Below are 24,306 nucleotides of genomic sequence, written 5' to 3'. Positions count from 1 at the left end.
CCGGAGCCGGGCCGCGGACGACGCTGTGCGGGCGCCCATTCGACCCCGCCGCGCTGACCGTCTGCTGACACTGCCCTGACCGACGGGCCGCAGGACCGCTGTCAGCTCTCGGTCAGCGGGACATCAGCCGCCCCTGTTTCGATCGCCCCGGCATAGCGAACACCGCTGGGCGGCCCTCCGCCCTTCACCACGGAACGGGTGGATCGGCATGTCAGAACCCCGGAGCATCGCCCTGCGCATGCGGGAACTTCCCCCGGCAGACCTGCGGGACGAGCTGGAGGTGTTCGTCGTGGCGCGCTTCAAGGAGGTACTCCTCATGGACGATCACGAGGAACTCCCCCTCGACACGAGCTTCTTCGACCTGGGTCTGACCTCACTCAACCTGGGCCGACTGCGCAAGGAGCTGGAAGAGGCACTCGACGTCGGCATCGACGCGACGCTGCTCTTCAACACCCCCACCGTCGACGAACTGGTCACTCATCTGAGCAAGCGGCTCGTCACCGCGGTGTACGACCGATGACCGGGACCGACAAGGCAGGAAGGGACGACATGACGGGCGAAGCCGAGGGCAACGATCCCATCGCCATCGTCGGGGTCGGGCTGCGGTTCCCGGGCGGCTGCGAGTCGGCGGACGACTTCGACGACCTGCTGCGCGACGGCCGCTCCGGGATCTCCCCGCTGCCAGAAGACCGCTGGGACGCGGAGGCGTTTCGTCCCGGCAGCGCGGACGAGAAGGGGAAGATTCACACGGCGGGCGGTGGTTTCCTCGACCGCATCGACCTGTTCGACGCACCGTTCTTCAACATCTCGCCCAAAGAGGCTCAGTACGTCGACCCTCAGCAGCGGCTGGTCCTGGAAACGGCCTGGCACGCGCTGGAGCACGCGGGCGTCGACCCGACACCGCTGCGCCGCGGCAACGGCGGCGTCTACATCGGGGCCAGCTCCATCGACTACGCGCTGGAGATGGGCGCCCTGCCCTACGAAGCCCTCGACGGCCACCTGGCGTCCGGCATCACACTCTTCCCGCTGTCCGGGAGGCTGTCGTACTTCCTGGGCTGGCGCGGGCCGAGCGTCACCGTGGACACCGCCTGTTCCTCTTCGCTCAGCGCCCTGCACATGGCGGCCCAGGGGCTGCGCCTCGGCGACTGCGACATTGCCCTGTGCGGCGGCGTCAACGTGCTGCACCACCCCAGCATCATGGTCATGTTCTCGCACGGCCAGATGCTGGCCGAGGACGGGCAGTGCAAGACCTTCGACGAGGACGCCGACGGGTACGTTCGCGCCGAGGGCTGCGGAATGCTGGTCCTGAAGCGTTACAGCGAGGCCCGCAGGGCCGGCGACCGTGTGCTCGCCCTGGTCCGCGGGACCGCCATCGGCCAGGACGGCGACAGCGCCGGGCTGACCGTGCCGAACGGCCCCGCCCAGGAAGTGGTGATCCGCCGGGCACTCGCGACGGCCGGTCTGCAACCCTCGGACATCCAGTACGTGGAGGCGCACGGCACCGGAACACCCATCGGCGACCCCATCGAACTCGGCGCCATCAACGACGTCTTCGCCGCGTCACACACCAGGGACGCGCCGCTGCTCGTGGGCTCGGCGAAGACCAATCTCGGACACATGGAGCCCGCTTCCGGCATCGTCGGCGTCATCAAGACGGTGTTGCAGATGCGTTCGGGAACCGTCTATCCGCACCTCAACCTGCACACCCCCTCCACGCGAATACCCTGGGACACCTACCCCATCCGGGTCCCCACCGAGTGCGTGCCCTGGCCGCAGGGCACCAGGCGGGCGGTCGTCAACAGCTTCGGGTTCGCCGGTACCATCGCCGCCTCCGTGCTGGAGGAGAGTCCCGCGCAGGAGCCGGTGGAGACGGCACTCGACGGCTCGCGGCTCGCGGTCTTCACCCTGTCCGCCAAGAGCCGGGCGGGGCTGCGTCGGCAGGCCGAGCGGTACGTCGACTTCCTGGACGGCCGCGACGACGGCGACGACATACGGTCGCTGTGCCGCGGGGCTGCCACCGGCCGCGCGCACTTCGGCCACCGCCTCGCCGGTGTCGTCGACGACGTCGGCGGCGTCCGTAAGCTGCTCGCACCCCGCCCGGACGACGAGACCGGCACCACGGCGGCCCCCCGCAAGACCGCGTTCCTCTTCAGCGGCCAGGGAGCCCAGTACGCGGGCATGGCGGCCGACCTGTACGACCGCTTTCCCGCCTTCCGTGACCCGGTCGATGCCTGCGACGGGTTGTTCGCGCCCCATCTGGAGCGTTCCATCAGGGAATTGCTGACACGGGAGACAGGCGCCGAGGACATCCACCGCACCGAGTACACCCAGCCCGCCCTGTTCACCCTGGAGTATGCGCTGGCGCGGCTGTGGATCTCCTGGGGCATCAAACCCAACGTCGTCCTGGGACACAGCATCGGCGAGGTGGCGGCGGCCACGGTGGCGGGACTGCTCACGCTGCCCGACGCGGTGACGCTCGTCGCGGCACGGGCCCGCCTCATGCAGTCCGTGCGGGCACCCGGCGGCATGGCGGCCGTCAGCCGTCCCGTCGAGGAGATCGAGCCCATGCTCGGGCGGTGGCCCGCACTCGCCGTGGCGGCCGTCAACGCCCCGGGGCAGTGCGTGATCTCCGGAGACGTCGCGGAACTCGACGAGTTGACCGCGCACCTGGCCGCCGACGGCATCCGCAGCGAAAAACTGTCGGTGTCGCACGCGTTTCACTCCCCGCTCATGGCGGAGGTCTTCGACGACTTCCGCACGGCGATGGCCGACATCACCTTCCACCGGCCGTCCGTGCCGATCGTGTCCAACCTGACCGGTCGCGTCGCCACATACACCGAGATCGCCTCGCCCGACTACTGGGTGCGCCACATCGGCGAACCCGTCCGGTTCATGGCGGGCGTCCGAGCCGTGGAGAAGCGCGGCCGCCACACCTTCCTGGAGATCGGCCCCTCCGCGGCGCTGACCGCGCTCGCCCGGCAGAGCGTCCTGGGCGACGGGCACCACTGGGTGGCCAGCCTGCGCCGCAGAGACGGAGGCGAGACGGCCCTCCTGCGGGCGCTCGCCGACCTGTACACGGCAGGGGCACCGGTGGACTGGAACGGGGTGTACGCAGGACAGGCGCCGGCCCCCGAAACCGGACTGCCCGGCTACGCCTTCGAACGCAAGCGGTACTGGCTGCCGCTTGCGGGGACGGCGCGTTACAGCCGCGGCCCCGCGGCCCATCCGCTTCTCGGGCAGGAGACCCCCCAGGACGAGGCGCGGACCGCCACCGGGCAGGAGCCGTCGGCTGTACGGGAGTTCAGCGCCTGGTACGCGCCCGACGCCCCGTTCTGGCAGCAGGCGGGACCCACCCGGGACGACACACCGACGTTGTCGCCCGCCGCCTACCCGGAGCTGCTGCTCGCCCTCCAGGACGCCGTGTACGGACACACCCACGCCGTCGTGGAGCAGCTCGTCCTGCACGCCCCCCTGCACTCCGCCGGCGACGGCGGAACGTCCGTGCGCACCCGGCTGCGGACCCGGCACGACCGCCGAGCCGATGTCGAGGTGGTCAGCGGCCCCGCCGACGGGGAGACCCTGCACGCGAGCGCGCTGCTCGACCCGTCGGCGCTGCCGCTCACACCCCCGGTGCCCTTCCTCCCGACCGGTTCCGTCCGGGACAGGACCGGCGGCGCCGACCTGGCGACCGACCTCGCGGCCGTGGGCTGGGACCCCGGTCGCTTCGGGACGATCACCGAGATCGCCCGGCACGAGGACGGCACGCTCGTGGCCGACTTGGCGCCACGCGCGGGGGACCCCTCCGCATACCTGCCCCTGGACGTGCTGGAGTGCGCCCTGCTCACCGCCGTCGCCCTCGACGACTCCAGCCCCGCTTTCGTCCCCTCAGGCATCGGCTCGCTCCGCCTGCTGAAGAAGCCGCGCGGCGCACGGCTCAGCGTCGTCGCCCACGTCACGGGAACGGGCATGGAGACGCGCACCGCGGACCTGCTCATCGGCGACGAGTACGCGCCGGTCGCCGTGCTGACCGGCGTCGAGTACCGTCCGGCGCTGCCATGGCGGCGCATGCCCTTTCTGCTGCACCGGCACCGCTGGCTGCGCCGCTCCGTACCCGCCACCGCGGACCCGGCGGGCCGCCGTGTGCTGCTGGTCGGCGCCGCCGGTGCGCAGGCGGACGCGCTGACCGCGCACACGGCGGCCCGCGGCCTGGGTGTCACCGCGCTCGACCCCGTGGGGGAACTGCCCTCCGTGCTGGGCGGCGGCGCTCCCGGGCAGAACGAGCCGACCGGGGGCCCGGTCACCGACGTGTGCTGGTTCTGGCAGCCGTCGTCCGACCGGCCCGAGCCCATGGGACACACGAGGCTGCGCGCCGAGTGCGAGCACAACTACCGTCGGCTCCTCGACCTGGTGGCCGCGGCGACGGACGCCGGACTGCCGCGGATTCCCCGCCTGTGGCTGGTCACCGCTCGCGCGCAGTGGCTGCCGGGGGACGAGCCGGACGGGGCACAGCAGCCGGCCGCCGCAACCCTGTGGGGATTCGGGCACGTCCTGCTCAACGAGAACCCGCGCACCCGCACCACGCTCGTCGACCTGCCATCCGCTGACCCGGACGGCCTCCAGTACCTCGCGGACGCGCTGCTGACCCCGGACACCGGCGACTACCAGCTCGCCTATCGCGGTGGCCGACGCCATGTGCGCCGGCTCCTGCCGGGCCGCTCGACTCCCGCCTGGGACGGCGAGTTCGAGGCCGTGGCACCCCAGCAGGGAGAGTCCGGGCAGCCCCGGCTTGTGCCCTCCGACGGCACCGCGCCCACCGGGGACCTGATCCGGGTACGGGTCACGGCGGCGGCCCTGACTCGCCGGGCCGGCACAGCGGCACCGACCACGCCGGGGTCGGGGTGCGCGGGCACCGTCGTAGCCGCGGGACCCGCGGCGGCGTTCGCCGTCGGCGCCGATGTCCTGGTGGCACACCACAGCACCCTGCGGCGCACCGTGACCGTCCGCGACAAGGCGGCTGTCCCGCTGCCCGAAGGGGTCGGCCCCGCCGCCGCGGCGGCGTCCGTTGCCGCCTACACGGCAGCCCACCACGCCCTGATCGGCCGGGCGGGACTCACCGCGGGGAAACGTGTTGTGGTGCACGGCGCCGACCGGGCCATGGTGCGCGCCGTGGTGGCCCTGGCCGCGTGCAGCGGCGCCGAGGTGTACGTCACCGCGCCACCCGGCGAGGCGAGGACGCTTCGCGATCTCGGCGCCCACGACGTGCTCGCCCTCCCGGGCACCGATGACGCTGCCGTTCCCGGGGCACACCTGTCGCCGCTTGCCACGGTGCCCGAGGCCCACCTGCTGGTCGGTGTACCGGACGAGCCACTGCCCGCCCAAGTGACCGAACGCCTCGCGGCCGACGGCAGGTCCGTCACCGTCGCCCCCTGGCCCGGCGAAGGCGAACCCGGTACGGCGGCCCGTATCTGCGCCGCCGTCGAACGGGGCGAACTGCCTCTGCTGCCGGTGTGCGACTACGACATCGACGAACTGCCCGAGGCATGCGAGGCCGCCGAGACCGGGCGCGACGGACATGTCGTCGTCACCCTCACCCCCGACGGCCCGCCGGAAGGCGCCCCGTCAGGGCCCGCGTCCCGACGGGGCCCGCGACCGCCGGTCAGGATTCGGCCCGACCGCCTGTACCTCGTCACCGGCGGTCTCGGCGGCGTCGGAATCGTCACCGCACGCGCCTTGGTGGACCTCGGCGCTCGCCATCTGCTGCTCGTCAGCCGCAGCGGCACCCCCACCCCCGAGGCCGCTCCGATCCTCGCCGACCTCGCCGCACGCGCCGACGTCGGCACGGAACGCGCCGACGTCTCGTCGCCCACCGACATGGCACGGCTGCGGCAACGGCTGTCCGAAGGCCCGGTCCCGCTCGGCGGAATCGTCCACGCGGCCGGTGTCGCGGGCAAGTCCCTCATCGGCAGGCTCACCTGGGAGGACATCGACACCCAGTTGGCCGGCCAGGCGTACGGCGGCTGGCTCTTGCACGAACTCGCCCTGGACAGCCCCGAACTCGACCTCTTCTTCGTCCACTCGTCCATCGCATCCGTACTCGGCGGCTCGACCCAGGGGCACTACGCGGCCGCGTTCTCCCTGCTGGACCACCTGGTCACCCTGCGCCGCCGCTCCGGGCAGCCCGCCCTTTCGGTCAACTGGGGCGCGTGGGGCGCGGTGGGTATGTCCGCCCGGCTGGAGGAGAACCTCGGCAGGGAACTGGAACGCAGCGGTGTGCGGCTGTTCTCGCCGCCGCGCGCCCTGGGGCTCTTCAGGGAGCTGCTCGTCCGCCAGGACGGGCCCTACGTGGCCGGTTGGTTCGACTGGAACGCCTACGTCGCACCGAGCATGGTCGAGAACGCGCTCTACAGCGAACTGGTCGACAGCGAAGGCTCCGGAGGCGACGACCGCCTCGACCTGGCGGCGTTCCTCGGCAAACCCGAGGCGGAGCGCCGCGAGTTCATCGACCGGTCGGTACGCGCCGCGGTCGCCGCGGCCCTTCAGGCCGACGACGCCGAACAGATCGAGCCCACCACGGCGTTCGTCTCCCTGGGCCTGGACTCGCTGATGGCGCTCCAACTGAAGACGGCACTGGAACAGCTCTTCCGGGTGCCCCTGCCCGCCACACTCACCTTCGACCACCCCTCACCCAGGGACCTGGCGAACTTCCTCGGCGCCCAACTGGAGGCACACCGTGAGTGAGCAGGAGTGGACCCTCGTCGCCACCTCGGCGGCACACGCCCGGGACCGGGTCGGCCACCCCGCTGTCCGCTGCGAGGACCGCTCGGTCGACTACGGACGGCTGCACCGGGACTCCAACCGCGTGGCACACTCCCTGCTCGCGGCCGGAGTGGGCCGCGGCTCGCGGGTCGCCTACCTGGGTCGCGAGTCCGAGTACTACTACACGGCGATCATCGGCTGCGCCAAGGCCGCAGCGGTGTTCGTACCCGTCAACTGGCGTCTCACCACCTCGGAGATCGACCACATTCTCGGCGACGCCGAGGCCGAACTCGTCTTCGTGGATGAGGAGTTCGTCGAACGGGTGGAGAAGCTCCGCCCTCGGCTGCCGCGGCTGCGCGACATCGTCACTGTCGACCGGCGGAGCGACGCCGACCCGGGAACGGGACTGCGCGCCTGGTGGGCCGAGGCCCCCGACACGGACCCGGACGTCACCGTGACCCCGGCGGACCCGGTGGTCCAGATCTACACGAGCGGCACCACGGGCCGGCCCAAGGGCGCCGTCGTCCCGCACCGCGGCTTCTTCACGCTGCCCGCGGCGCAGCGCGCGGTGGGCGAGCGGTGGCTCGACTGGTACCCGGACGACGTGAGTCTCATCTCGCTGCCAGGACTGGGCACGGCGGGCATCGGCTGGTTCATGCACGGCTTCAACGCGGGCCTGACCAACGTCGTGATGCGCGCCTTCGTCGCCCAGGAGGCCGTGCGGCTGATCCGCGAGCACGGCGTCACCATTACCTTCGCCGCCCCGTCGATGTTGCAGATGATGCTCGACGAACGCGGTGCCGACCGCTCCGCCTTCACCTCGATGCGCAAGATCGCCTACGGCGGGGCGCCCATCTCCGAGGCGCTGCTGACGCGGTGCCTGGACATGTTCGGCTGCGAGTTCGCCCAGATCTACGCGAGCACGGAGACGGCGAGCGTCGCCGCCTGCCTGCCGCCGGCCGACCATCGGCCGGGCAGCCCGCTGCTGCGCTCCGCCGGACGGGCCTGCCCCGGCAACGAGCTGAAGATCGTCGACACGGGAGGACACACTCTCGGCCCCGGGCAGATCGGTCAGGTCTGCGTCAAAGCTCCGTCCGTGATGCTGGGGTACTGGAACCTGCCGGAGGCCAACCGCGGCACCCTGGTCGACGGCTGGCTCCTCATGGGCGACGCCGGCTACCTGGACGAGCGGGGATATCTCTTCCTGTGCGACCGCATCAACGACACCATCATCGTCGCCGGCCAGAACATCTACCCCGCCGAGGTGGAGAAGGCGCTGTGCGAGCACCCGGCCGTCGCCGACGCCGCGGTCGTCGGGCTGCCTCACCCGGACTGGGGCGAGGCCGTGCACGCGTGCGTGGTGCGCCACGGCGACAAGCCGCCCACCCCCAGGCAACTGCTGCTGTTCCTGCGTGAGCGGCTCGCCGACTACAAGCTCCCCATCGCCTTCCACTTCGCCGACGCTCTCGAACGCAACCCGGCGGGCAAGGTCCTGCGCAGGGCCGTGCGCGAGCGGCTCGCCAACCAGTGAGGAGAAGCCCCCATGAGCGGGCCCACCACCGCCCGGCCGACGGCAGGTTCACCGGCTTCCGAGCCGCTCTCCATCGGCCTGCTGCTGCCCACCAGGGAACAGGCCATCACCGGCACCTTCGCGGCCGCCCCCCTTCTCGAACTCGCCCGCAGGGCAGAGGAACTCGGCTTCGACTCCGTCTGGGCCGGTGACTCGCTGACCGCCCGGCCACGTCTCGAACCCATGACCGTGCTCGCCGGTGTGGCCGCGGTCACCACACGAGTCACCCTGGGGACCGCCGCCCTCACCGCCGCGCTGCGGCAGCCGCTGATCGGCGCCCACATGGCTGCGAGCCTCGACCACATGGCCAGGTCCCGGCTGATCCTCGGCCTCGGCGCGGGCTTCCCACTGCCCGAGACACAGGAGGAGTTCGAGGCCGCGGGAGCCGACTTCGCCACCCGCGTGGGCCGCCTGGACGAGACGGCCGCGCTGTGGCGGCGGGCCTGGGACAGCACCCGCACCGGCGCCCCCGGCGACTTCGCCGGACGGTACTGGAAGGCCGGGGGCCTCGACCGGCTGCCTCCGCCGCACAGGCCCGGCGGACCACCGCTGTGGCTGGCGGGCAGCGACACGCCCGCCGTACTGCGCCGGGTCGCCCGCCAGTACGACGGCTGGCTTCCGTTTCTGCCCACCGCCGGGCAGTACGCGGCCGCGTGGCGGCGGATCGGCGACAACCTGGCGCGGACGGATCGCCCCGAGGGCTCCGTGACACCAGCGCTGTACGCCACCATCTCCCCTCACGACGACCGGACAGCCGCCCGCCGCGAACTCGACGCGTACCTGCGCCGCTACTACGGCCGCCCGCTCGAAGCGATGGCGTCACTCCAGGCATACGGCTGGGGCAGCGCCGCGGACTGCGCCGAGTGGCTGGCCGGATACGTCACCGCAGGCGCCCGCCACCTGGTGCTGCGCGTGGGCTCGTTCGGCGTCGAGCGCCATGTCGACGAAATCGCCGAGGTCGTGCTGCCCGCGCTGCGTGCCCTCGTCCCCGCACCCCCCGACCGACCGGAGGAAAACCCATGAGCGACTCCATCGCCAGCAAGGTCTCCACGCACGGCCAGTGGTTCCACCCGGTCGACGTGCCGCCCGAGGCCCCCATTCGGCTCTTCCTCTTCCCGCATGCCGGCAGCGGCGCGATCATCTACCGCGACTGGCCCGGCCTGCTGCCGCCCGACATCGCCGCGCAGGCCGTGACCCTGCCGGGCCGTCAGGAGAGGGGGGACGAGACCGCGTACACGGCCTGGGAGCCGCTGCTCGACGGGCTCTACGACGTGTTGCTCGCCGAGGTGGACGACCGGCCCTACGCATTCTTCGGGCACTGCCTCGGTGCGCAGCTCGCGTACCACCTGTCGGTGCGGATGGCACAGGACGGGGTCCCGGGACCCGTCCTGCTGGGCATGTCGGGCTGGGCGCCCGAGGGCTTCTTCAACCCCACCAGGGAACACATCGGCATGCCGCAGGAGGAACTCGTCGGCTGGATCAAGAAGCTGGGTTCCTTTCCCGCGGAGATCTACGACAACCCCGAGATGCTCAGGATGGTCATTCCGGCGCTCCGCGCCGACCTGTCGGTCGCTGCCCAGCGCGTTGACGACGGCGCTGCCGTGCCCTGCCCGCTCGTCTCGTACGGCGGCAGGTCCGACCCGCTGATGGAGGAGGCGGAGGCGTTCGCCTCCTGGGTGCCGCGCGCCCCCCAGTACCTGGGGCACAGTGAGTACTCCGGCGGCCACTTCTTCATCGACAAGCACGCCCTGGCCGTCACCGCCGACTTCAGCCGCCATCTGCACCGGTACGCCGAACAGGCCGGCTGACTCCGGCCGGGGCTCCCCGACGGCCTGCTGACGCGCCGACCTCCCGACGGGGGCGGCGCGTCGTCGTGCGCGACACCTCCCGAGCCGGCACCCGCGGATGAGCGACACCGGGCGGATTACCTGGCACGTAATCGACTCGGTCAAGCACGTCTGGAAGAGTCCTGACCATGGCATCTTCCCACGCGAACGACCTCCACCAGGACAGCCTCGACGCGGCCGTCGCCCGCATGAAGGCCGAGGCGGTGCACCGCCTCGCGGCCCGTCAGCACGTGGATATGGAACCGGACGGGGTCGCCCGCGACGCCGGACTCGACCCGGAGCGTACCCGGCCGCTCTTCCCCGAGCCGGACAGCCTGCTGACGGCGCTCGTCCTGGACGCCTACCAGGCCATGGGCGACAGCGCCGAGCAGGCCGCAGCCGCGGCCCAGAAGGCGGGCGCCGGCCGGCTGGAACGCTGGACCGCCTGCTGGGAGGGCGTACGAGGCTGGGCACTCGACCACCCCGAGGAGTACGTCCTGATCTGGGGTCGGCCCGTGCCCGGCTACAGCGCTCCCCCGGAGACCATGGCGGCGGGCGCGCGCACCGTGCTCGTACTCGTCGGCCTGGTGCGCGAGGCGGCCCGGGACGGCGAACTCGCCATGGACCACGTCCCCGGGCTCGCGCTGTCCCCCGGCATGGAAAGCACCGCCCAGGTGTTGGCCGACGGGCTGCTGAGCGGACTGCCCACCCCCGTCGTCGCCCGCATGCTCATCATGTGGACCCAGTTGCACGGCATGGTCGGCTTCGAGGTCAACGGTCATATCGCGGGCGTCGCCGCGGACCCGGCGGCGTTCTTCACCCACGCGGCGACGGCCATGGGAATGTACGTCGGTCTGACCCGCTGACCGCGCCTGAGCCGCGCTGCCGGGCGCTTTCCACCGGGCGCCTGGTGCGTCAGCAACGGGTCAGTGGCCGGTCAGGGCCGGCCGGGATAGTAGGGCTTCACCCTCTGGAGTTCACCAGGAACTTCCAGGCAACTCCCAGGAAATCCACGGAACTCCGAAACTCCGAGGAAAGCCAAGGATAGGGGACGAGTGATGCTCGAATCAGCGGACCAGGTTCTGGACTGGCCCTTTCCCCGGACGAAGTCCGGATGCCCGGCTGGAATTCTCGCCGAAGTGCGCGAGGAGCCTCCCTGCGTGGTCCGCATACCCGCGGGCGCGGCGCAGTCGAGGCGTGCCTGGCTGGTCACCAAGTACGCGGAGGTCCGCCGGGCGTTGATGGACCCGAGGCTCAGCGCGGACGAGTCCCTGCCCGGGGCACCCGTACGGATTCAGGTCGACCCCAGCCAGAAGCCCGGTTCCTTCCTGCGTATGGATGACCCGGAGCACGCGCGGCTTCGGGGGCTGATCGCCACCGAGTTCACCGCCCGCCGGGTGCGCCGGTTGCGGCCGACGATCCAGAAGCTGATCGACGACCTCCTCGACGACCTGGCCGGAAAGCCCCGGCCGACGGACCTTCAGGACGTGTTCTCCCGCAAGCTGCCCACGCTGGTCATCGCGCGACTCCTCGGGGTCCCCGACGAGGACTCGCCGTACTTCGTGGAGAAGACCCGGGTCACCATCTCCCAGGGCGACCCTGAGCGTTCCTACGCGGCCTACACAGAGATGTCCGAGTACCTGGGTGTCCTGGCCGAACGCAAGCGACACGCCCCCCGGGACGACATGATGAGCCGGCTCGCCGTCGACCACCTGGCGACCGGGCACATCACGCTCGACGAACTCGTCGGCATCGCACGGCTGGTACTGGTCGCGGGGCACGAGACCACGACGAACCAGATCGCGTTGAACATCCTCAGCCTGCTCACTGACGACGCCCTGCGCGCCGAGGTGCTCGCCGACGACGGCGCGCTGATCCCGCAGTACGTGGAGGAGGCCATGCGCTACTGGTCGATCTCCCAGGACGCCATCGTGCGTCAGGCGCTTGAGGACATGGAGATGGGCGGGGTGGTCATGAAGAAGGGCGACGCCGTGGTCATCTCCATCCCCGCGGGCAACCACGACCCCTCGGTCTTCCCGCACCCGGACCGTATCGACCTGAACCGGGACAGCGGCAAACACCTGCAATGGGGCAACGGACCGCACTACTGCCAGGGCGCCCCGCTGGCCCGGCTCGAAATGGACCTGGCACTGCGCACCCTCTTCCGGCGTTTCCCCACCCTGCGCCTGGCAGCCGACGACCCCGACAGCGTGTTCCGCACCGGAACCGTGTTCCACGGGGTCCGGCATCTGCCCGTCACCTGGTGACGACCGCGCCCCGCACCCGGTCCACTCGGTGAGGGCCGCGCGAAAGCACCGGAAAGGGCGGGAGCACCGGAAAGGGCGGGTGACCGGGGAAAACCGGTCACCCGCCCTCCGGTGTCCGGTGCCGTCGGGCCGCGGGGGACGGAATCCGACAGCACCGGAATCACGCTCTCCGGACCCTCAGATCTCCTCGGGGAACTGGTGGTCGGAGATCACCCGGCCGTCCTCGGCGAGGATCAGGTACTCCGTGCCGCGGGCCACGACGTCACCGCCGTCCCTGGGCACCATGTCCCAGGTGATACGGCCCGCGTCGTGATGCCCCGCATAGGCGTTCAGCTTGAAGGCGAAACCCTTGGCGACGAAGTCGTCGAACGCCTCGGTCACCGCTTCCTCGATTTCCGCCCGGCCCTTGAAGACGCGGCCCGTGTTCGCGTACCTGCCGTCCTCGTGCCACACCTCGGCGACCGCCTTGCTGCGGCGCTGGGGGTCGGGCTCGTTCCAGGCGGCGATGTAGCGCTCCACGAAACCGTTGTCGATGCTCACGTTCATCCTCCAGAGAAAAGGGCTGCACGACGGCGTCGCGTCCGCACCGGAAAAGCGTTTCACCGACCCGGTCGTTCTGTCGATTACCTGCGGGGTAATGCGCGGCGTGCGGAAATGGGCGTGGACCGGCCGTGGCGTTGAGAGCTGCCGGACTCGCCGTCAGGGCCGCGTCAGGTGCGGGTCAGCCGCGGCCGGGAGCCTGGGTGCACAGCAACCCCCGGAGAGGAGCAAAGTCATGGCGGAGCCCGTCGTCACCGAGTTGGAGGAGTGCACGGTCATCGCCAATCCGGCGGCCGGCACCGTCGGGGAGGAACTCGTGCGCGAGGTGGCCGCCCGCTGTGGTCGCCACACCCGGGTCACCGTGCTGCGCACCACCGCACGCGGAGACGCCACTGAGGCCGCACGCGAGGTGGTCGGGCGGCCGCCCGGGGACGGCCTGCGGGTCGTCGTCGCGGTCGGCGGGGACGGCACTGTCCTCGAAGTGGTGAACGGCCTGATGGCCGACGGCGCGCCGGGCGACCGAGCGGCCCTGCTGGTGGTCCCGGCCGGCACCGGCAACTCCGGATACCGTTCGTACTGGGGAGAGCGCCCCTGGCAGGAAGCCGTCGACCAGGCCCTGGGCGCGCCCGGGAACGCACTGCGCCGCCTCGACTTGGCCCGCGTCGGCGAACTGGACGCGCTCGTGGTGCTCGGCGCGGGCACCGGTCTCACCGCCGAAGTGCTACGCGGCGCCCGCGGAGTGCCCCAGCGGGGCCGGGCGAGACTCCAGGCCGGACTGGAGCGGGCCGCCGCCTCGTACACCCCTTACCAGGGCAGGGTCACCGTCGACGGCACCGTCGCGCACGAGGGCGCAACCATGTTCGTCAACGTCGGTGGCGGGCGCCACCGCGCCTGGCAGTACACGGTCCTGCCGCACTCGGTGCTCGACGACGGGCTGCTCGACGTCTGCGTGGTGGGCGAGGGCACCGACCCTGTCCAGGTACCGGCCCTGCTGCGGACCGGGCGGCACCTGGAGCGGCCCGGCACCGTATACCGGACGGGTCGCACGGTCGTGGTCGAACGCACCGACGGTCGGCCCCTGTGCTTCGAGCATGACGGGGAACTTGTCCCGTACGAAGGGACGAAGGCCACCCTCGACGTCCTGCCCGGCGTCCTCCCCGTGCTGTGCGAGCCGCGGTCCGCCGCCCCCGCGCCCCGGGCCGGGGCCGCCGCGGCCGAGGCCGGCCGGTGACCGCCGGCCCCGCGCACCCGCCGCCCGGCCTGCTCACCGACCTCGCGGCCTGGGCCGCGACCCTGCGCCTGTCCCACCTGCCCGAGCGGGTGACGTCGCTGGCCCGTAGCCAGGTCCTCTCGCAGCTCGCCGCGATCCGGGCCGGCCTCGGACACCCGGGGGGACGCCGACTCGTCACCGCCTACGGTTCGTACTCGCAGCCAGAACCGGCGCGGGCCGCCGCCGTACTTGCCGGACTGGGAGCATGGCTCAACCTCGACGACACCGCCTACGCGGGGCATCTGTCCAACTCGACCGTCGCCGTCCCGCTGGCCTACGCGCGTTCGCTGGAACTTGACGGCGCCGCGCTGCTGACAGCCGTGGTCGCCGCCAACGAGTGCGCCGCCCGGGTCACCGCGGCCGCCACCCTCGGGCCGTTCCGCGGCCAGACCGCCGCCCACACCAGCCTGGTCGGTGCCGTCGCGGGCCGGATGCACTGCTCGGGGGCCGACGTCGGTACGTGGGCCAACGCCACCGGGCTCGCCCTCACCATGCCGCCCTGGACCCTGATGCACGGTTTCCTGGGCGGTGACGCCCGGTTGCTCACCGCCCTCAACCCGGTGCGCTCCGCCATGGACGCCTGCGCCGCCGCCGACGCCGGACTCACAGCGCCCCCCGACATCCTGGAACACCCCGAGGGCTTCCTCGCCCGGTTCGCGGCCGTCCCGCTGCCCGAGGAGATCACGGCGGGGCTCGGCAAACGCTGGCACACGGACACGCTGTCCTTCAAGGTCCGCCCCGGCGGGCCCGGCGTCGACACCGCCGTCGACTGCGCCCTGCGCCTGCGCCGCGAGATGCCGGCCGCCCGATTCGAAACCGGCGACGACATAGCGGAGATCGTCGTCGAGACCTCCCGTTACACCACGTATGTCGCACGTCTCGCCGCCGAGCACGGGGGCGGGGCCGACACGCCTCCTGGTGTGCTGCCCCTGTCGGTCCCGTACGCGGTCGCCACCGCGTTGCTCACCGGCGACCTGACTGTGGCCGACTTCTCCGCTCCCGCGAGCGGCGATCCACGCCGCTGGCGACTGGCGTCCCGGGTCCGGCTGGTGGAGGACTCCGGGATGACCGACGATCTGCTGTCAGGGACAGCGCCGGTCGGCGCCGCGATCAGACGGGCCGGGGAGCGTGCCGCCCCCTGGCTGGCCTCGTTCGCCGGGCCGGACGCCGCCGCACGCGTCGTACTCGGCGCACCCGAGGAGACCTTCACCGACGCCACGAAGTACACGGGCTCACGGTTGACGGTGCGATGGAGGGACGGCCGTCAGGCCGTGGCCCGCCAGGACATCCCGGTCGGCGGCGCCGGCCCGGACACCCGCGCCGCGCACCGCGGGCTGGTCGAGGGGAAGTTCCGCGCCACCGGCGGCCCGCCGGAAGCCGCCCGGCTCTGCGCGCGCCTGGAGGGACTCTCGCCCGCCGAGGTGTCCCTGCTCGTGGAACGGGCGCTGGGGCAGGACTGAGGCGGTGCGGGGCGAGACGCCCCGCACCGGCGGACGGACACAGGGGGGCGGTGGGTTATTCCCGACCTGCCGCCCCCTGCCGCGCCGTCCGTACGGCCGCCGGCGGCACCGCGGCCGCCAGTGCCACTCCACGCGCCGCCTCACGCACGGTCTCCGCCATGTTCCGGCCGATCTCGTCGTCGTCCGGTGCGCCAATGGCCTCCATCAGGAACTGGACAAGCGTCTGTCGCAGGGCTTCGGTCGACCCGTGTCGGTCCGACATGACTCACTCCTCGGTTCGTTCCGGAAGCGCGGTGACGTGTGCGCCCGGCGGGAGGTACGGGAAGTGCTCGGCCGGGGTACCGGAAAGGCGTGTGCGCAGCCGGGAAATGGCCCGCATTCTTCGCCGCCGGGTGCCGCGACGCGACACAGGGACGGCGGGGGAGCCGAGGCCAAAGTACAGCACACGGAATTGTCGGGGACAGCAGAAAAACGGTGGCGCGGGGCGCCGGAAAACGCGTCAGGTGGCGGTCAGTGTCGTATCAGAGCGCCATCAGGGGGATCTGGCAATGTAGTACTCGTGAACGGGACGGAGAAATCCGGAACGAACACTTGGAGAGGTGCCCGGAGCGGCTTATCGGGGTCCGGTACTCGTACCGGTCGGGTCTGAGGGCCCACGCAGGTTCAAATCCTGCCCTCTCCGCCCTGCGAGCCAGGTGCGAGGGCTCGGCGGGAGAGGCCGTCCACCGAGAGGTGGGCGGCCTCTCCCTGTTTTCCCGGGGCCGCTGTAATCAGTAGGCCGTCAGTGCCCGGTCAGGGTCGGCTGCGAATATTGCCGCGAGCCGGATCGGACGGGGAGGCGTGAGAATGCGCGAAAAAGAGCTGCTCAGCTACAAGCTCTATATTGCCGGAAAGGATGTCGAAGGCGACGGCTGGGTCTACACGGTCAGCTCTCGTTCCCTGCTTGAGGACGTTTTCACAAGCGTCAGCCTGAAACGGGAACTTGAGCGCGACCCTCAGGCGGAGGCCGCGAACCACCCGTATGTCGTGGGACGTTGCGCCGTCGCCACCGGCAGCTCCATCGACCTGGCCACCGAGGCCGCGGCGGCTGCCGCATCCGCGTGGGCCGCCGTCCCCCTGGAAAGGCGGATGCGCCTGGGCACCCTCTTCCGCGAAGAACTCCTCGCCCGCCAGGACGAATTCCTGGAGATGCTGGTGGCCGAGGCCCACCCGGTCAAACTCGCCCGCTGGGAACTCAGTTGTCTGCTTCAGGTGTACAGCGAGGAGAGCCTCGGCTGGTATCGGCAGCAGATGCACACCGCCTTCGAGCACGGAGCCCGTCGGCTCATCGTGCGCCGTGCCCCCGACGGTGTCGTCGCCTTCAACCCGCCGCAGAACGCCCCGGCACCCAGCGCGGCCCTGGCCGTCCTCGCTCTCATGGCCGGCAACTCGGTCGTCGTGCGGGCCCCACGCTCCATCGCGCTGAGCACCATGTGGCTGATGCGCGACGTGCTCGGCCCACTGCTGGACGAGGTGGGTGCGGCCCCCGGCGTCCTCAACGCGATCTGCGGCAATCCCAAGCAGACCCTGGACCGCTGGCTCGCCGACCCGCTGATCGACGACATCTTCTACATCGGCGGGAGCAAGGAGGGGCTGCTCTTCGAGCAGAGCTGCGTGGCCACCGGCAAGAAGCCCATCCTCGAACTCGCGGGCAACGACACCATCGTGGTGTGGCGTGACGCGGACGTGCCGAACGCCGCCCAGGCGCTGTGCGAGGCGTTCTACGGCTCCGGGCAGATCTGCATGGTGCCGAACTGCGTCCTCGTCCACCCCGCCGTCGCCGACGCGCTGATCGCCGAGGTGCGGGCGCGCGCCGCCGAGGTGCGGCCCGGCTATCCCGACGACCCGGACGTACTGCTGTCCCCGGTACGCCGCAGCGAACGGTTCTTCGGCCTGCTGAACCAGGCCCTGGAACGCGGCGGCGAGCTGATCACTGGCGGCAGACGTACGGAACTCGACGGCACCCCGTCGGACACTGGGGTCTTCCTCCAGCCGACCGTGGTAAAGGTCAACGGCCTCATCGGCGCCCGCGCCTACGACATCGTGGCCGAGGAGACGTTCTTCCCCCTGCTGCCCATGGTGGTCGCGGAGGAGGGGGACGACGCCGACATCCTCGAACGCTGCATCCACTTCGTCAACGGTAACGACTACGGGCTGCGCAACTCGCTGTGGGCCTCGTCGGAGCAGGTCATCGACTCTTTCGTCGGCCGAGTCTCCAACGGCGGGCTGCTGAAGGTCAACGACTCGCACATCGGCTTCCTGCCCTACCTGCCCAGCCACGGCGGCACCGGTCTGACCGGCGGCGCCTTTGGCGAGGCCAACTACCCGATGCTCAAGACCTCGCACCTCCAGGGAGTGAGCATCGCCCGCGGCATCAGCCCGGTCGACACCGTCTTCGGCTCCTGACCGGCGTCACCCGGCAGGCGCCCCGGGCCCGCGTCCGATCCCGAGCACCGACTCCGCCAAAGGACTCACCATGCGTTCCCTCGACAGTGCCCGAGAATTCTGCGAACAGGCCCATCCAGGACTGCTGAAGGCTCTGGAGAACATCCCCCACCACCACCGGGAGGCCCCCGGCAGCCCCGCCGTCGACCTCTTCCGCTCCCACGGTGGACCCGGACTGCTCATCCCGCGCGAGTACGGCGGACACGGGGCGGACGCGCTGGAGGCGGTACGCGTCCAGCGCGCCCTGGGGGCGCTCTCCCCCTCGGTGTCGGCGGCTGCCGCGATGCACCACTTCACCGCCGCGATGCTCTACACACTCGCCCTCCAGCCCGGTCGGCTCAACCCCCCACAGCTGGAACTGCTGGGGGAGATCGCCCCCGGTCGGCTGCTCATGGCGTCGGGCTGGGCCGAGGGCCGTACCCAGCAGAACATCCTGGTCCCGTCGGTACGGGCCACCCCCACTGCCGGCGGATACCTGCTCGACGGCGCCAAGAAGCCGTGCAGCCTGTCCCGCTCGATGGACCTGCTCACCGCGAGCATCGCCGTTCCCGGCGCCGACGGCACCCCGGAACTGGCCCTCGCGCTGGTCACGGTGCCCGCGGAAGGACTGTCGGTGCACCCCTTCTGGGGCGGCGAGGCACTCGCGGCCGCCGAGAGCGACGAGGTCAGGCTCGCGGGCGTGTTCGTCCCCGAGGAACTGGTCATCCGTACCAGCCCCGAGGACCCGGGCCGCCTTGACGACCTTCAGTCCGCCGGGTTCATCTGGTTCGAGCTGCTGATCTCGGCGGGGTACGTGGGCGCGGTGACGCTGCTCGCCGAGCGGGTGCTTGAGCGGGAGCGTGGCTCAGCGACCGAACGCGCCGAACTCGCCGTGCGCGTCGACGCGGCCTTCGGACTGCTGGAGGGCACCGCCCGCGCCGTAACGGCGGGACTGGACGGCGAGGAAGCCGTCGCCCAGGTCCTCACCGCCCGCTACGCCGTGCAGGAACTGCTGTCCCGCTCCGCCGACCAGGCCCTCGAACTGCTGGGCGGGATCGACTTCATCCGCTCCGGGGAGCACGCCAGGACCGCCACCGCCGTGCGCGCTCTGGCGTTCCACCCGCCGGGACGTGCCGCCGCCTCGGAGCCGCTCCTCACCTGGTTCACCGGCGGACACCTGGAGCTGTCATGACGACCGTCGAGATCGCCTCGGCCTCCGCCCCCGAAGGACCCCGGGGCACCCCGGAGCCCCATGGCGGCGAGGAGCACATCCTCCAGCTCTACCGCGCCCACCTCAGCAAGGGCAGGGCCACCCTGGCCGAGCTGTTCGGCACCCACATGGAGGTCGAGTCCTCCGGCGCCTGGTTGACCACCAGCGACGGCGAACGGTTCCTCAACGCCGGCGGCTACGGCGTTTTCATCATGGGCGCCCGGCATCCCATCGTGATGGAGGCCGTCGAACGGCAGCTACGGACCCACCCGGTCGCCACCCGCATCCTCCTGGAGCCCACCGTCGCGCTCGCCGCCGAGGCGCTGGTCTCCGTGATGCCCCCCGGGCTCGACCGGGTGCACTTCGCCCTGTCCGGCGCCGAGGCGGTGGAGACGGGTCTGAAACTCGCCAGGGCACACGGGTACAAGCGCACCGTTTCCATGACCGGCGGCTACCACGGCAAGACGCTCGGCGCCCTGTCCGCCACCGCCAAAGAGGTGTACCAGCGCCCCTTCCGGCCCCTGGTGCCCGACTTCATCCATCTCCCCTTCGACGACGCCGACGCCCTTGAGGCGGAGCTGGCGGCACACCCCGGCGAGGTCTGCGTGATCGTGGAGCCGGTGCAGGGCGAGGGCGGTGTCGTCATCCCGAGCGACGGATACCTGAAGCGCGTCGAGGAACTGGTACGAGCCCACGACGGGTTCCTCGTCCTCGACGAGGTCCAGTCGGGCTTCGGCCGCCTGGGCTCCTGGTGGGGCGCCGACACCGAGGGCGTCGTACCCGACGTACTGCTCACCGGAAAGGCGCTCGGCGGCGGTGTGGTCCCCGTCTCGGCGGCCGTGGCCACCCGCAAGGCGTTCCGCCCGTTCGACAAGGACCCGTACGTTCACACTGCCACCTTCTCCGGGCAACCGCTGCTGATGGCCGCCGTGCAGGGTGCCGTCCGCGCCATGCGCGAGGAGGAGCTGGTGACCCGGGCGTCCGAGTTGGGAGCCGCACTGCTGCCCCGGATCGCCGAGATCGCCCGCGCCAACCTGCCAGGACTCCTGGTCGACGTACGCGGCCGGGGCCTGCTCATCGGTGTGGAACTCACGGAGGCCGGCCTCGCGGGCGAACTGCTCATCGAGCTGTTCAACCACGGAGTGGTCGCCAACCACTCCATGAACGGCAGCTCCGTCGTCCGGTTCACGCCCCCGGCCGTCCTGACGGGACGGGATGTGGACGTGCTCTTGGACTCCTTCGACAGGGCCACCCGCGCGCTGGTCAGCGGCTCGGCCAAACTTCCCGGAAGGCGGTAGGCAGTCGTGCGGCACGTCGAACTGAACGCCCGAGTACGCTCGCGGCAGGCCGGGGACGTCTTCGAGAACGTCCTGCGCTGGGAGCGCTACCCGGAGCTGGCACCGCACGTGGAGTCCGCCACCGTGCACACCGCCTTCCCGGCGCACACGGGCAGCTCAAGCTGGGAACTCCACTTCCGGAGCGGCCTGTTGCGCTGGACGGAAGAGGAGAGGTTCCGGCCCGAGCGGCTGGAGATCGACTTCGAACAGACCGACGGTGACTTCGACTCCTTCTCCGGCACGTGGCGCCTCGCCCAGGACCGGGACGACGTCCTGGTCCACTTCGAAGCCGACTTCGACTTCGGCATCCCGAGCCTTGAGGGCATCCTCGACCCCATCGCCGACCGCGTCATCAGGGAAACCATCGCCTGGGCCGTCGCCGGGATGTTCCCCGGCACCGAGATCGCCGGGGACACGGACCCCGGCAGTTCCGCTCCCAACGCCGTCGCGACCGCATAGGAGATCCCCCATGGACCAGGCCAACCCCTTCGAGACCCCCAGGACCTTCGCCCTGCACCGTGCCGAGTACCTGGTCGGACTGGCCGTCAGCACCGGCCTGATCATCGCCAACATCGGCGAGATCCGCTGGCTCCCCGCGATCGGGCTGTTCCTCTACATCGACCTGATCGGCTACATACCCGGCGCCATAGCCTTCCGGCGCGGCGGCGGCCACCCCATCCACAAGGCGTACTACGTCCTCTACAACGTCATGCACAGCCTCATCACGCAGGGTGCCGTCGCCGCGCTGTGGTGCTGGCTGGTGCGGCCCGAGTGGGCACTGCTCCTGCTGCCGTTCCATCTCTTCGGTGACAGGGGGCTGTTCGGCAACTTCATGAAACCGTTCGCGCTGCCCTTCGAACCGGTGCGGCAGGTCGGCTACCTTCGGCTGCTCGACGACCTCGGCCTGCCCCACCCCAAGCAGGCCGGGCACAGCACCGAGCCGGTCCCCGTCGGGCACCTGCCCGCCTCCGCCCGGGCGGCCCGATGAAGTCGCTGACCAGGACGCCGCATCCGCGGCTCCTCGCCCAGCACCTCGCGGCGCCGGTCGCCGTCCTGACGGCCCACCACGACGGCCACGAGCACGGTACGACGGTCAGCACACTGACCCGGGTGTCCCACCGGCCGCTGCTGATCGCGGCCGCCCTGCGGGCCGGGTCGGTACTGGCCGGGCTCGCGGCGGCCGAGGGCCGGTTCGCCGTCAACGTGCTCGGCGGCGGACAGGCCGACCTCGCCCGCTGGTTCGCTTCCTCCAACCGCCCCTATGGCTCCTTGCAGTTCGCCACCGTCGACTGGCGGCCCGACCCTTACACCGGGGCGCCGCTGCTTGACGGAGCGCTTGCCCACTTCGCCTGCCGGCTCTCCGGCACCTGCGTCGTCGGTGACCACGAGGTGGTGCTCGGCCATGTGGTCCGTGTGGACCGCGGCGGCGGGGCGCCCCTGCTGAGCTACGCGGGCGAGCTGTGTGCCGGCGACCTGCGTCCCGCCGCTGCCGGTCCGAAGAGCCCTGGCCAGGCACCCGCCCTGTCCTCCGACGCCAAGGAGCAGTCCTCATGACAGACACCGCGTCCCCACGGGGAGCCGCCCCCGCTGTGGGCCCCGTCGCCCCCGAGGCGGACTGGGAGACCGCGCCCGGACTCCTGGACGGCGCCATGCATCTCAACCTGGGCCCTGCCGACTGCGACCTGCCGTACTGGATCACCTCCGTGGCCCAGGGGACACTGCGCGATCGCGGTACCACCGGGCACCACGAGTCGGCCACCGTGCCCGAGTTCCTCGCCCGGCCAGGGCCGCTGAACGAGGCGCTGGCCCTGGAATTCGGCTTCCGCAGCCTCGCCGAGGAGGTCGCGACCCGGCTGCTCGGCCATTACGTGACCATCGCCCCCGGCATCCCCGAGATGGAGTTCTACTCCACTCAGCTGCTCGACGAGGCCAGGCACTCGCGGGTCTTCCGTGACCACCTGGTGGAACTGGGGCGGCCTGCCGCGACGCTGCTGCGTGACATCGACGACATGGCTGCCGACTACCGGCGCCGAGTCCTGAAGCCGGTGGAGGACTTCACACTGCGCGTGGTGCGCGACGACTCCTACTTCGCCGGTGCCGTCGCGGTGTTCGCCATCGTCATCGAGGGAGTACTCGCCCCCGCGGCCGAACTCAGCGAGCGGAAGTGGACTCCGCTGTCACCCGCGACCGGTGAGGTGTCCCGGGGCACCGCCATCGACGAGATCCGGCACCTGACCGTCGCGAGCACCATCCTCCGCGACCATCTGCGTGCCCGGCCCGACGAGCGCGAACGGGTCCTGGACGTGATCCGCGAAGGGGTGCTCCTGTGGGACGAGATCCCCGACCGGGAGTTCGTCATCCACCGTGAGGAGCTGTTCCAGCAGGGCATGGCCGAACACGCCGACCTCATCGGCGACTACGAGATCTGGCCGGGCGTGCGCATGCTCGACACCGGCCCGGACGAGCGCTACGACATGGCGGAGCGCTGGACCGACGAGATGGCCGCCGTGCGCATGGAGTACATGGGGCTGCCGCTCGACGTGCTCGAAAGCCTGGCGGGGCGCACGGGATGAGCGCTTCAGCGCCCACGGCCGTCATCTGCGGCATCGGTGGGTACGTGCCGCCGCGTGTGGTGACCAACCGCGATCTGGAGGCCGTGCTCGATACCTCCGACACGTGGATACGCACCCGTACCGGAATCGCCGCCCGACACATGATCGACCCGGGCACGGCGACCTCCGACCTCGCCGTCGAGGCGGGCGCGCGTGCGCTGGTCTCGGCCGACGGCGCCCCCGCCGACGCTGTGGTGCTGGCCACCACGACGCCGGACAGGCCCTGCCCCGCCACATCGCCCGAGATCGCCGCCCGGCTGAATCTCGGTCCTGTCCCGGCCTTCGACGTCTCGGCCGTCTGCTCCGGCTTCCTGTACGGCCTCGCCACGGCGGCCGGGCTGATCGCCGCGGGTGCGGCGAGCCGCGTCCTGCTGATCGCGGCCGATGCCTTCACCACTCTCATCGACCCGGCCGACCGCTCGACCGCGGTGATCTTCGCCGACGGCGCGGGGGCCGTGGTGCTGCGCGCCGGCGATCCGGCGGAGCCCGGTGCCGTCGGACGTGTCGTACTGGGCAGCGACGGCGCGCTCGGCGATCTCATCCAGGTGCCCGACGGGGGCTCACGTCGGCGTTTCCCGGGGCCGGGTGCCGCGCCGTGCGACCCGTACTTCCGAATGCGGGGACGGGAAACCTACCGGCACGCGGTGCACCGGATGACCGAGGCGTCGCGCGCCGCCGTCGCCGCCGCCGACTGGGAACTCGACGACGTTGACCGGCTCGCCGCGCACCAGGCCAATGGACGGATCCTGGCCACCGTCGGGGAAGAGCTGAACATCCCCGAGGGGCGCCGTCTCGCCAACATCGAGCGGGTCGGCAACACCGGGGCCGCCTCGATCCCCCTCCTGCTTGCCCAGAGCGCGGCCGAGGGAACCCTCGCCGCCGGACACCGCCTCCTGATGACCGCGTTCGGCGGGGGCCTCGCCTGGGGAGCGGCCACCGCCGTCTGGCCGGACGTCAAGGCCGGCTGACAGAGGCGGCACCCGGCCGGTGCACCG

At 71.5% G+C, this 24,306-nt stretch carries 19 protein-coding genes and 1 tRNA gene; 18 read left to right on the top strand and 2 right to left on the bottom strand.

Annotated features, from left to right (window positions below; all coding sequences use genetic code 11):
* Window positions 1-208: 208 nt before the first annotated feature.
* The 7 genes from ACIBIW_RS17570 to ACIBIW_RS17540 all read left to right on the top strand — a co-directional run bounded on the left by ACIBIW_RS17570 (window position 209) and on the right by ACIBIW_RS17540 (window position 12,419).
* On the top strand, window positions 209-520 hold the full coding sequence (locus ACIBIW_RS17570; RefSeq protein ID WP_399336985.1) for an acyl carrier protein: 312 nt from the start codon (window positions 209-211) through the stop codon (window positions 518-520).
* Entirely contained in the window at window positions 517-6,738 is a 6,222-nt protein-coding gene (locus ACIBIW_RS17565) for a beta-ketoacyl synthase N-terminal-like domain-containing protein (RefSeq protein WP_399336983.1), read from the top strand. Before ACIBIW_RS17570 ends, ACIBIW_RS17565 begins: the two co-directional genes overlap by 4 nt.
* Entirely contained in the window at window positions 6,731-8,287 is a 1,557-nt protein-coding gene (locus tag ACIBIW_RS17560) for a long-chain-fatty-acid--CoA ligase (RefSeq protein WP_399336981.1), read from the top strand. The genes ACIBIW_RS17565 and ACIBIW_RS17560 overlap by 8 nt, the downstream gene beginning before the upstream one ends.
* A 12-nt stretch (window positions 8,288-8,299) precedes the next feature.
* The gene (locus ACIBIW_RS17555; RefSeq protein WP_399336979.1) at window positions 8,300-9,349 is read left to right on the top strand and encodes an LLM class flavin-dependent oxidoreductase; all 1,050 of its coding nucleotides are present in this window, start codon (window positions 8,300-8,302) and stop codon (window positions 9,347-9,349) included.
* A complete protein-coding gene (locus tag ACIBIW_RS17550; protein ID WP_399336977.1) occupies window positions 9,346-10,134 on the top strand; it encodes a thioesterase II family protein in 789 nt (262 codons plus the stop codon). Before ACIBIW_RS17555 ends, ACIBIW_RS17550 begins: the two co-directional genes overlap by 4 nt.
* Before the next feature lie 167 nt (window positions 10,135-10,301).
* Window positions 10,302-11,018, top strand: coding sequence for a TetR-like C-terminal domain-containing protein (locus tag ACIBIW_RS17545; protein ID WP_399336975.1), 717 nt, complete (start codon window positions 10,302-10,304; stop codon window positions 11,016-11,018).
* A 294-nt stretch (window positions 11,019-11,312) separates the two neighbouring features.
* Complete coding sequence (locus ACIBIW_RS17540) at window positions 11,313-12,419, top strand: cytochrome P450 (RefSeq protein WP_399336973.1); 1,107 nt, start codon at window positions 11,313-11,315, stop codon at window positions 12,417-12,419.
* A 177-nt stretch (window positions 12,420-12,596) separates the two neighbouring features.
* Here ACIBIW_RS17540 and ACIBIW_RS17535 read toward each other — a convergent pair whose 3' ends face one another.
* Window positions 12,597-12,965, bottom strand: coding sequence for a nuclear transport factor 2 family protein (locus ACIBIW_RS17535; protein ID WP_399336971.1), 369 nt, complete (start codon window positions 12,963-12,965; stop codon window positions 12,597-12,599).
* 229 nt (window positions 12,966-13,194) lie between these two features.
* Here ACIBIW_RS17535 and ACIBIW_RS17530 point away from each other — a divergent pair, with 229 nt between their 5' ends.
* Entirely contained in the window at window positions 13,195-14,190 is a 996-nt protein-coding gene (locus ACIBIW_RS17530; RefSeq protein WP_399336969.1) for a diacylglycerol/lipid kinase family protein, read from the top strand.
* The gene (locus ACIBIW_RS17525; RefSeq protein ID WP_399336967.1) at window positions 14,187-15,689 is read left to right on the top strand and encodes an MmgE/PrpD family protein; all 1,503 of its coding nucleotides are present in this window, start codon (window positions 14,187-14,189) and stop codon (window positions 15,687-15,689) included. The genes ACIBIW_RS17530 and ACIBIW_RS17525 overlap by 4 nt, the downstream gene beginning before the upstream one ends.
* Before the next feature lie 55 nt (window positions 15,690-15,744).
* On the opposite strand, the gene ACIBIW_RS17520 is transcribed toward ACIBIW_RS17525, so the two are convergent.
* Window positions 15,745-15,951 (bottom strand): hypothetical protein, encoded by a 207-nt coding sequence (locus ACIBIW_RS17520; protein ID WP_399336965.1) that lies wholly within the window; start codon window positions 15,949-15,951, stop codon window positions 15,745-15,747.
* A 331-nt stretch (window positions 15,952-16,282) separates the two neighbouring features.
* Here ACIBIW_RS17520 and ACIBIW_RS17515 point away from each other — a divergent pair.
* The 9 genes from ACIBIW_RS17515 to ACIBIW_RS17475 all read left to right on the top strand — a co-directional run bounded on the left by ACIBIW_RS17515 (window position 16,283) and on the right by ACIBIW_RS17475 (window position 24,279).
* Window positions 16,283-16,371 (top strand) — tRNA-Glu (locus ACIBIW_RS17515).
* A gap of 164 nt (window positions 16,372-16,535) precedes the next feature.
* Window positions 16,536-18,134, top strand: coding sequence for an aldehyde dehydrogenase family protein (locus tag ACIBIW_RS17510; RefSeq protein ID WP_399336963.1), 1,599 nt, complete (start codon window positions 16,536-16,538; stop codon window positions 18,132-18,134).
* A 70-nt stretch (window positions 18,135-18,204) separates the two neighbouring features.
* The gene (locus ACIBIW_RS17505; protein WP_399336961.1) at window positions 18,205-19,344 is read left to right on the top strand and encodes an acyl-CoA dehydrogenase family protein; all 1,140 of its coding nucleotides are present in this window, start codon (window positions 18,205-18,207) and stop codon (window positions 19,342-19,344) included.
* Window positions 19,341-20,660, top strand: a complete 1,320-nt coding sequence (locus ACIBIW_RS17500; protein WP_399336958.1) for an aspartate aminotransferase family protein — start codon at window positions 19,341-19,343, stop codon at window positions 20,658-20,660. The genes ACIBIW_RS17505 and ACIBIW_RS17500 overlap by 4 nt, the downstream gene beginning before the upstream one ends.
* A gap of 6 nt (window positions 20,661-20,666) precedes the next feature.
* Window positions 20,667-21,158 (top strand): type II toxin-antitoxin system RatA family toxin, encoded by a 492-nt coding sequence (locus tag ACIBIW_RS17495; protein WP_399336956.1) that lies wholly within the window; start codon window positions 20,667-20,669, stop codon window positions 21,156-21,158.
* 10 nt (window positions 21,159-21,168) lie between these two features.
* Entirely contained in the window at window positions 21,169-21,687 is a 519-nt protein-coding gene (locus ACIBIW_RS17490) for a hypothetical protein (protein ID WP_399336954.1), read from the top strand.
* Window positions 21,684-22,253: a flavin reductase family protein gene (locus ACIBIW_RS17485; protein WP_399336952.1), complete on the top strand. Its 570-nt coding sequence runs from the start codon at window positions 21,684-21,686 to the stop codon at window positions 22,251-22,253. Before ACIBIW_RS17490 ends, ACIBIW_RS17485 begins: the two co-directional genes overlap by 4 nt.
* The gene (locus ACIBIW_RS17480) at window positions 22,250-23,272 is read left to right on the top strand and encodes a VlmB-like protein (RefSeq protein WP_399336950.1); all 1,023 of its coding nucleotides are present in this window, start codon (window positions 22,250-22,252) and stop codon (window positions 23,270-23,272) included. Before ACIBIW_RS17485 ends, ACIBIW_RS17480 begins: the two co-directional genes overlap by 4 nt.
* Complete coding sequence (locus ACIBIW_RS17475; RefSeq protein WP_399336948.1) at window positions 23,269-24,279, top strand: beta-ketoacyl-ACP synthase 3; 1,011 nt, start codon at window positions 23,269-23,271, stop codon at window positions 24,277-24,279. The genes ACIBIW_RS17480 and ACIBIW_RS17475 overlap by 4 nt, the downstream gene beginning before the upstream one ends.
* Window positions 24,280-24,306: the final 27 nt, after the last annotated feature.

It is taken from the genome of Streptomyces sp. NPDC050560 (assembly GCF_044457285.1).
In the GTDB taxonomy this organism is placed as follows: domain Bacteria; phylum Actinomycetota; class Actinomycetes; order Streptomycetales; family Streptomycetaceae; genus Streptomyces.
Note: the sequence above shows the minus strand (reverse complement) of the source record. Positions and strands in the feature narration are given on the sequence as shown.

Coding starts and splice junctions, on each gene's coding strand:
- ACIBIW_RS17570 (WP_399336985.1), top strand. CDS start 209: ATGTCAGAACCCCGGAGCATCGCCCTGCGCATGCGGGAACTTCCCCCG.
- ACIBIW_RS17565 (WP_399336983.1), top strand. CDS start 517: ATGACCGGGACCGACAAGGCAGGAAGGGACGACATGACGGGCGAAGCC.
- ACIBIW_RS17555 (WP_399336979.1), top strand. CDS start 8,300: ATGAGCGGGCCCACCACCGCCCGGCCGACGGCAGGTTCACCGGCTTCC.
- ACIBIW_RS17550 (WP_399336977.1), top strand. CDS start 9,346: ATGAGCGACTCCATCGCCAGCAAGGTCTCCACGCACGGCCAGTGGTTC.
- ACIBIW_RS17545 (WP_399336975.1), top strand. CDS start 10,302: ATGGCATCTTCCCACGCGAACGACCTCCACCAGGACAGCCTCGACGCG.
- ACIBIW_RS17535 (WP_399336971.1), bottom strand. CDS start 12,965: ATGAACGTGAGCATCGACAACGGTTTCGTGGAGCGCTACATCGCCGCC.
- ACIBIW_RS17530 (WP_399336969.1), top strand. CDS start 13,195: ATGGCGGAGCCCGTCGTCACCGAGTTGGAGGAGTGCACGGTCATCGCC.
- ACIBIW_RS17520 (WP_399336965.1), bottom strand. CDS start 15,951: ATGTCGGACCGACACGGGTCGACCGAAGCCCTGCGACAGACGCTTGTC.
- ACIBIW_RS17510 (WP_399336963.1), top strand. CDS start 16,536: ATGCGCGAAAAAGAGCTGCTCAGCTACAAGCTCTATATTGCCGGAAAG.
- ACIBIW_RS17505 (WP_399336961.1), top strand. CDS start 18,205: ATGCGTTCCCTCGACAGTGCCCGAGAATTCTGCGAACAGGCCCATCCA.
- ACIBIW_RS17500 (WP_399336958.1), top strand. CDS start 19,341: ATGACGACCGTCGAGATCGCCTCGGCCTCCGCCCCCGAAGGACCCCGG.
- ACIBIW_RS17490 (WP_399336954.1), top strand. CDS start 21,169: ATGGACCAGGCCAACCCCTTCGAGACCCCCAGGACCTTCGCCCTGCAC.
- ACIBIW_RS17485 (WP_399336952.1), top strand. CDS start 21,684: ATGAAGTCGCTGACCAGGACGCCGCATCCGCGGCTCCTCGCCCAGCAC.
- ACIBIW_RS17480 (WP_399336950.1), top strand. CDS start 22,250: ATGACAGACACCGCGTCCCCACGGGGAGCCGCCCCCGCTGTGGGCCCC.
- ACIBIW_RS17475 (WP_399336948.1), top strand. CDS start 23,269: ATGAGCGCTTCAGCGCCCACGGCCGTCATCTGCGGCATCGGTGGGTAC.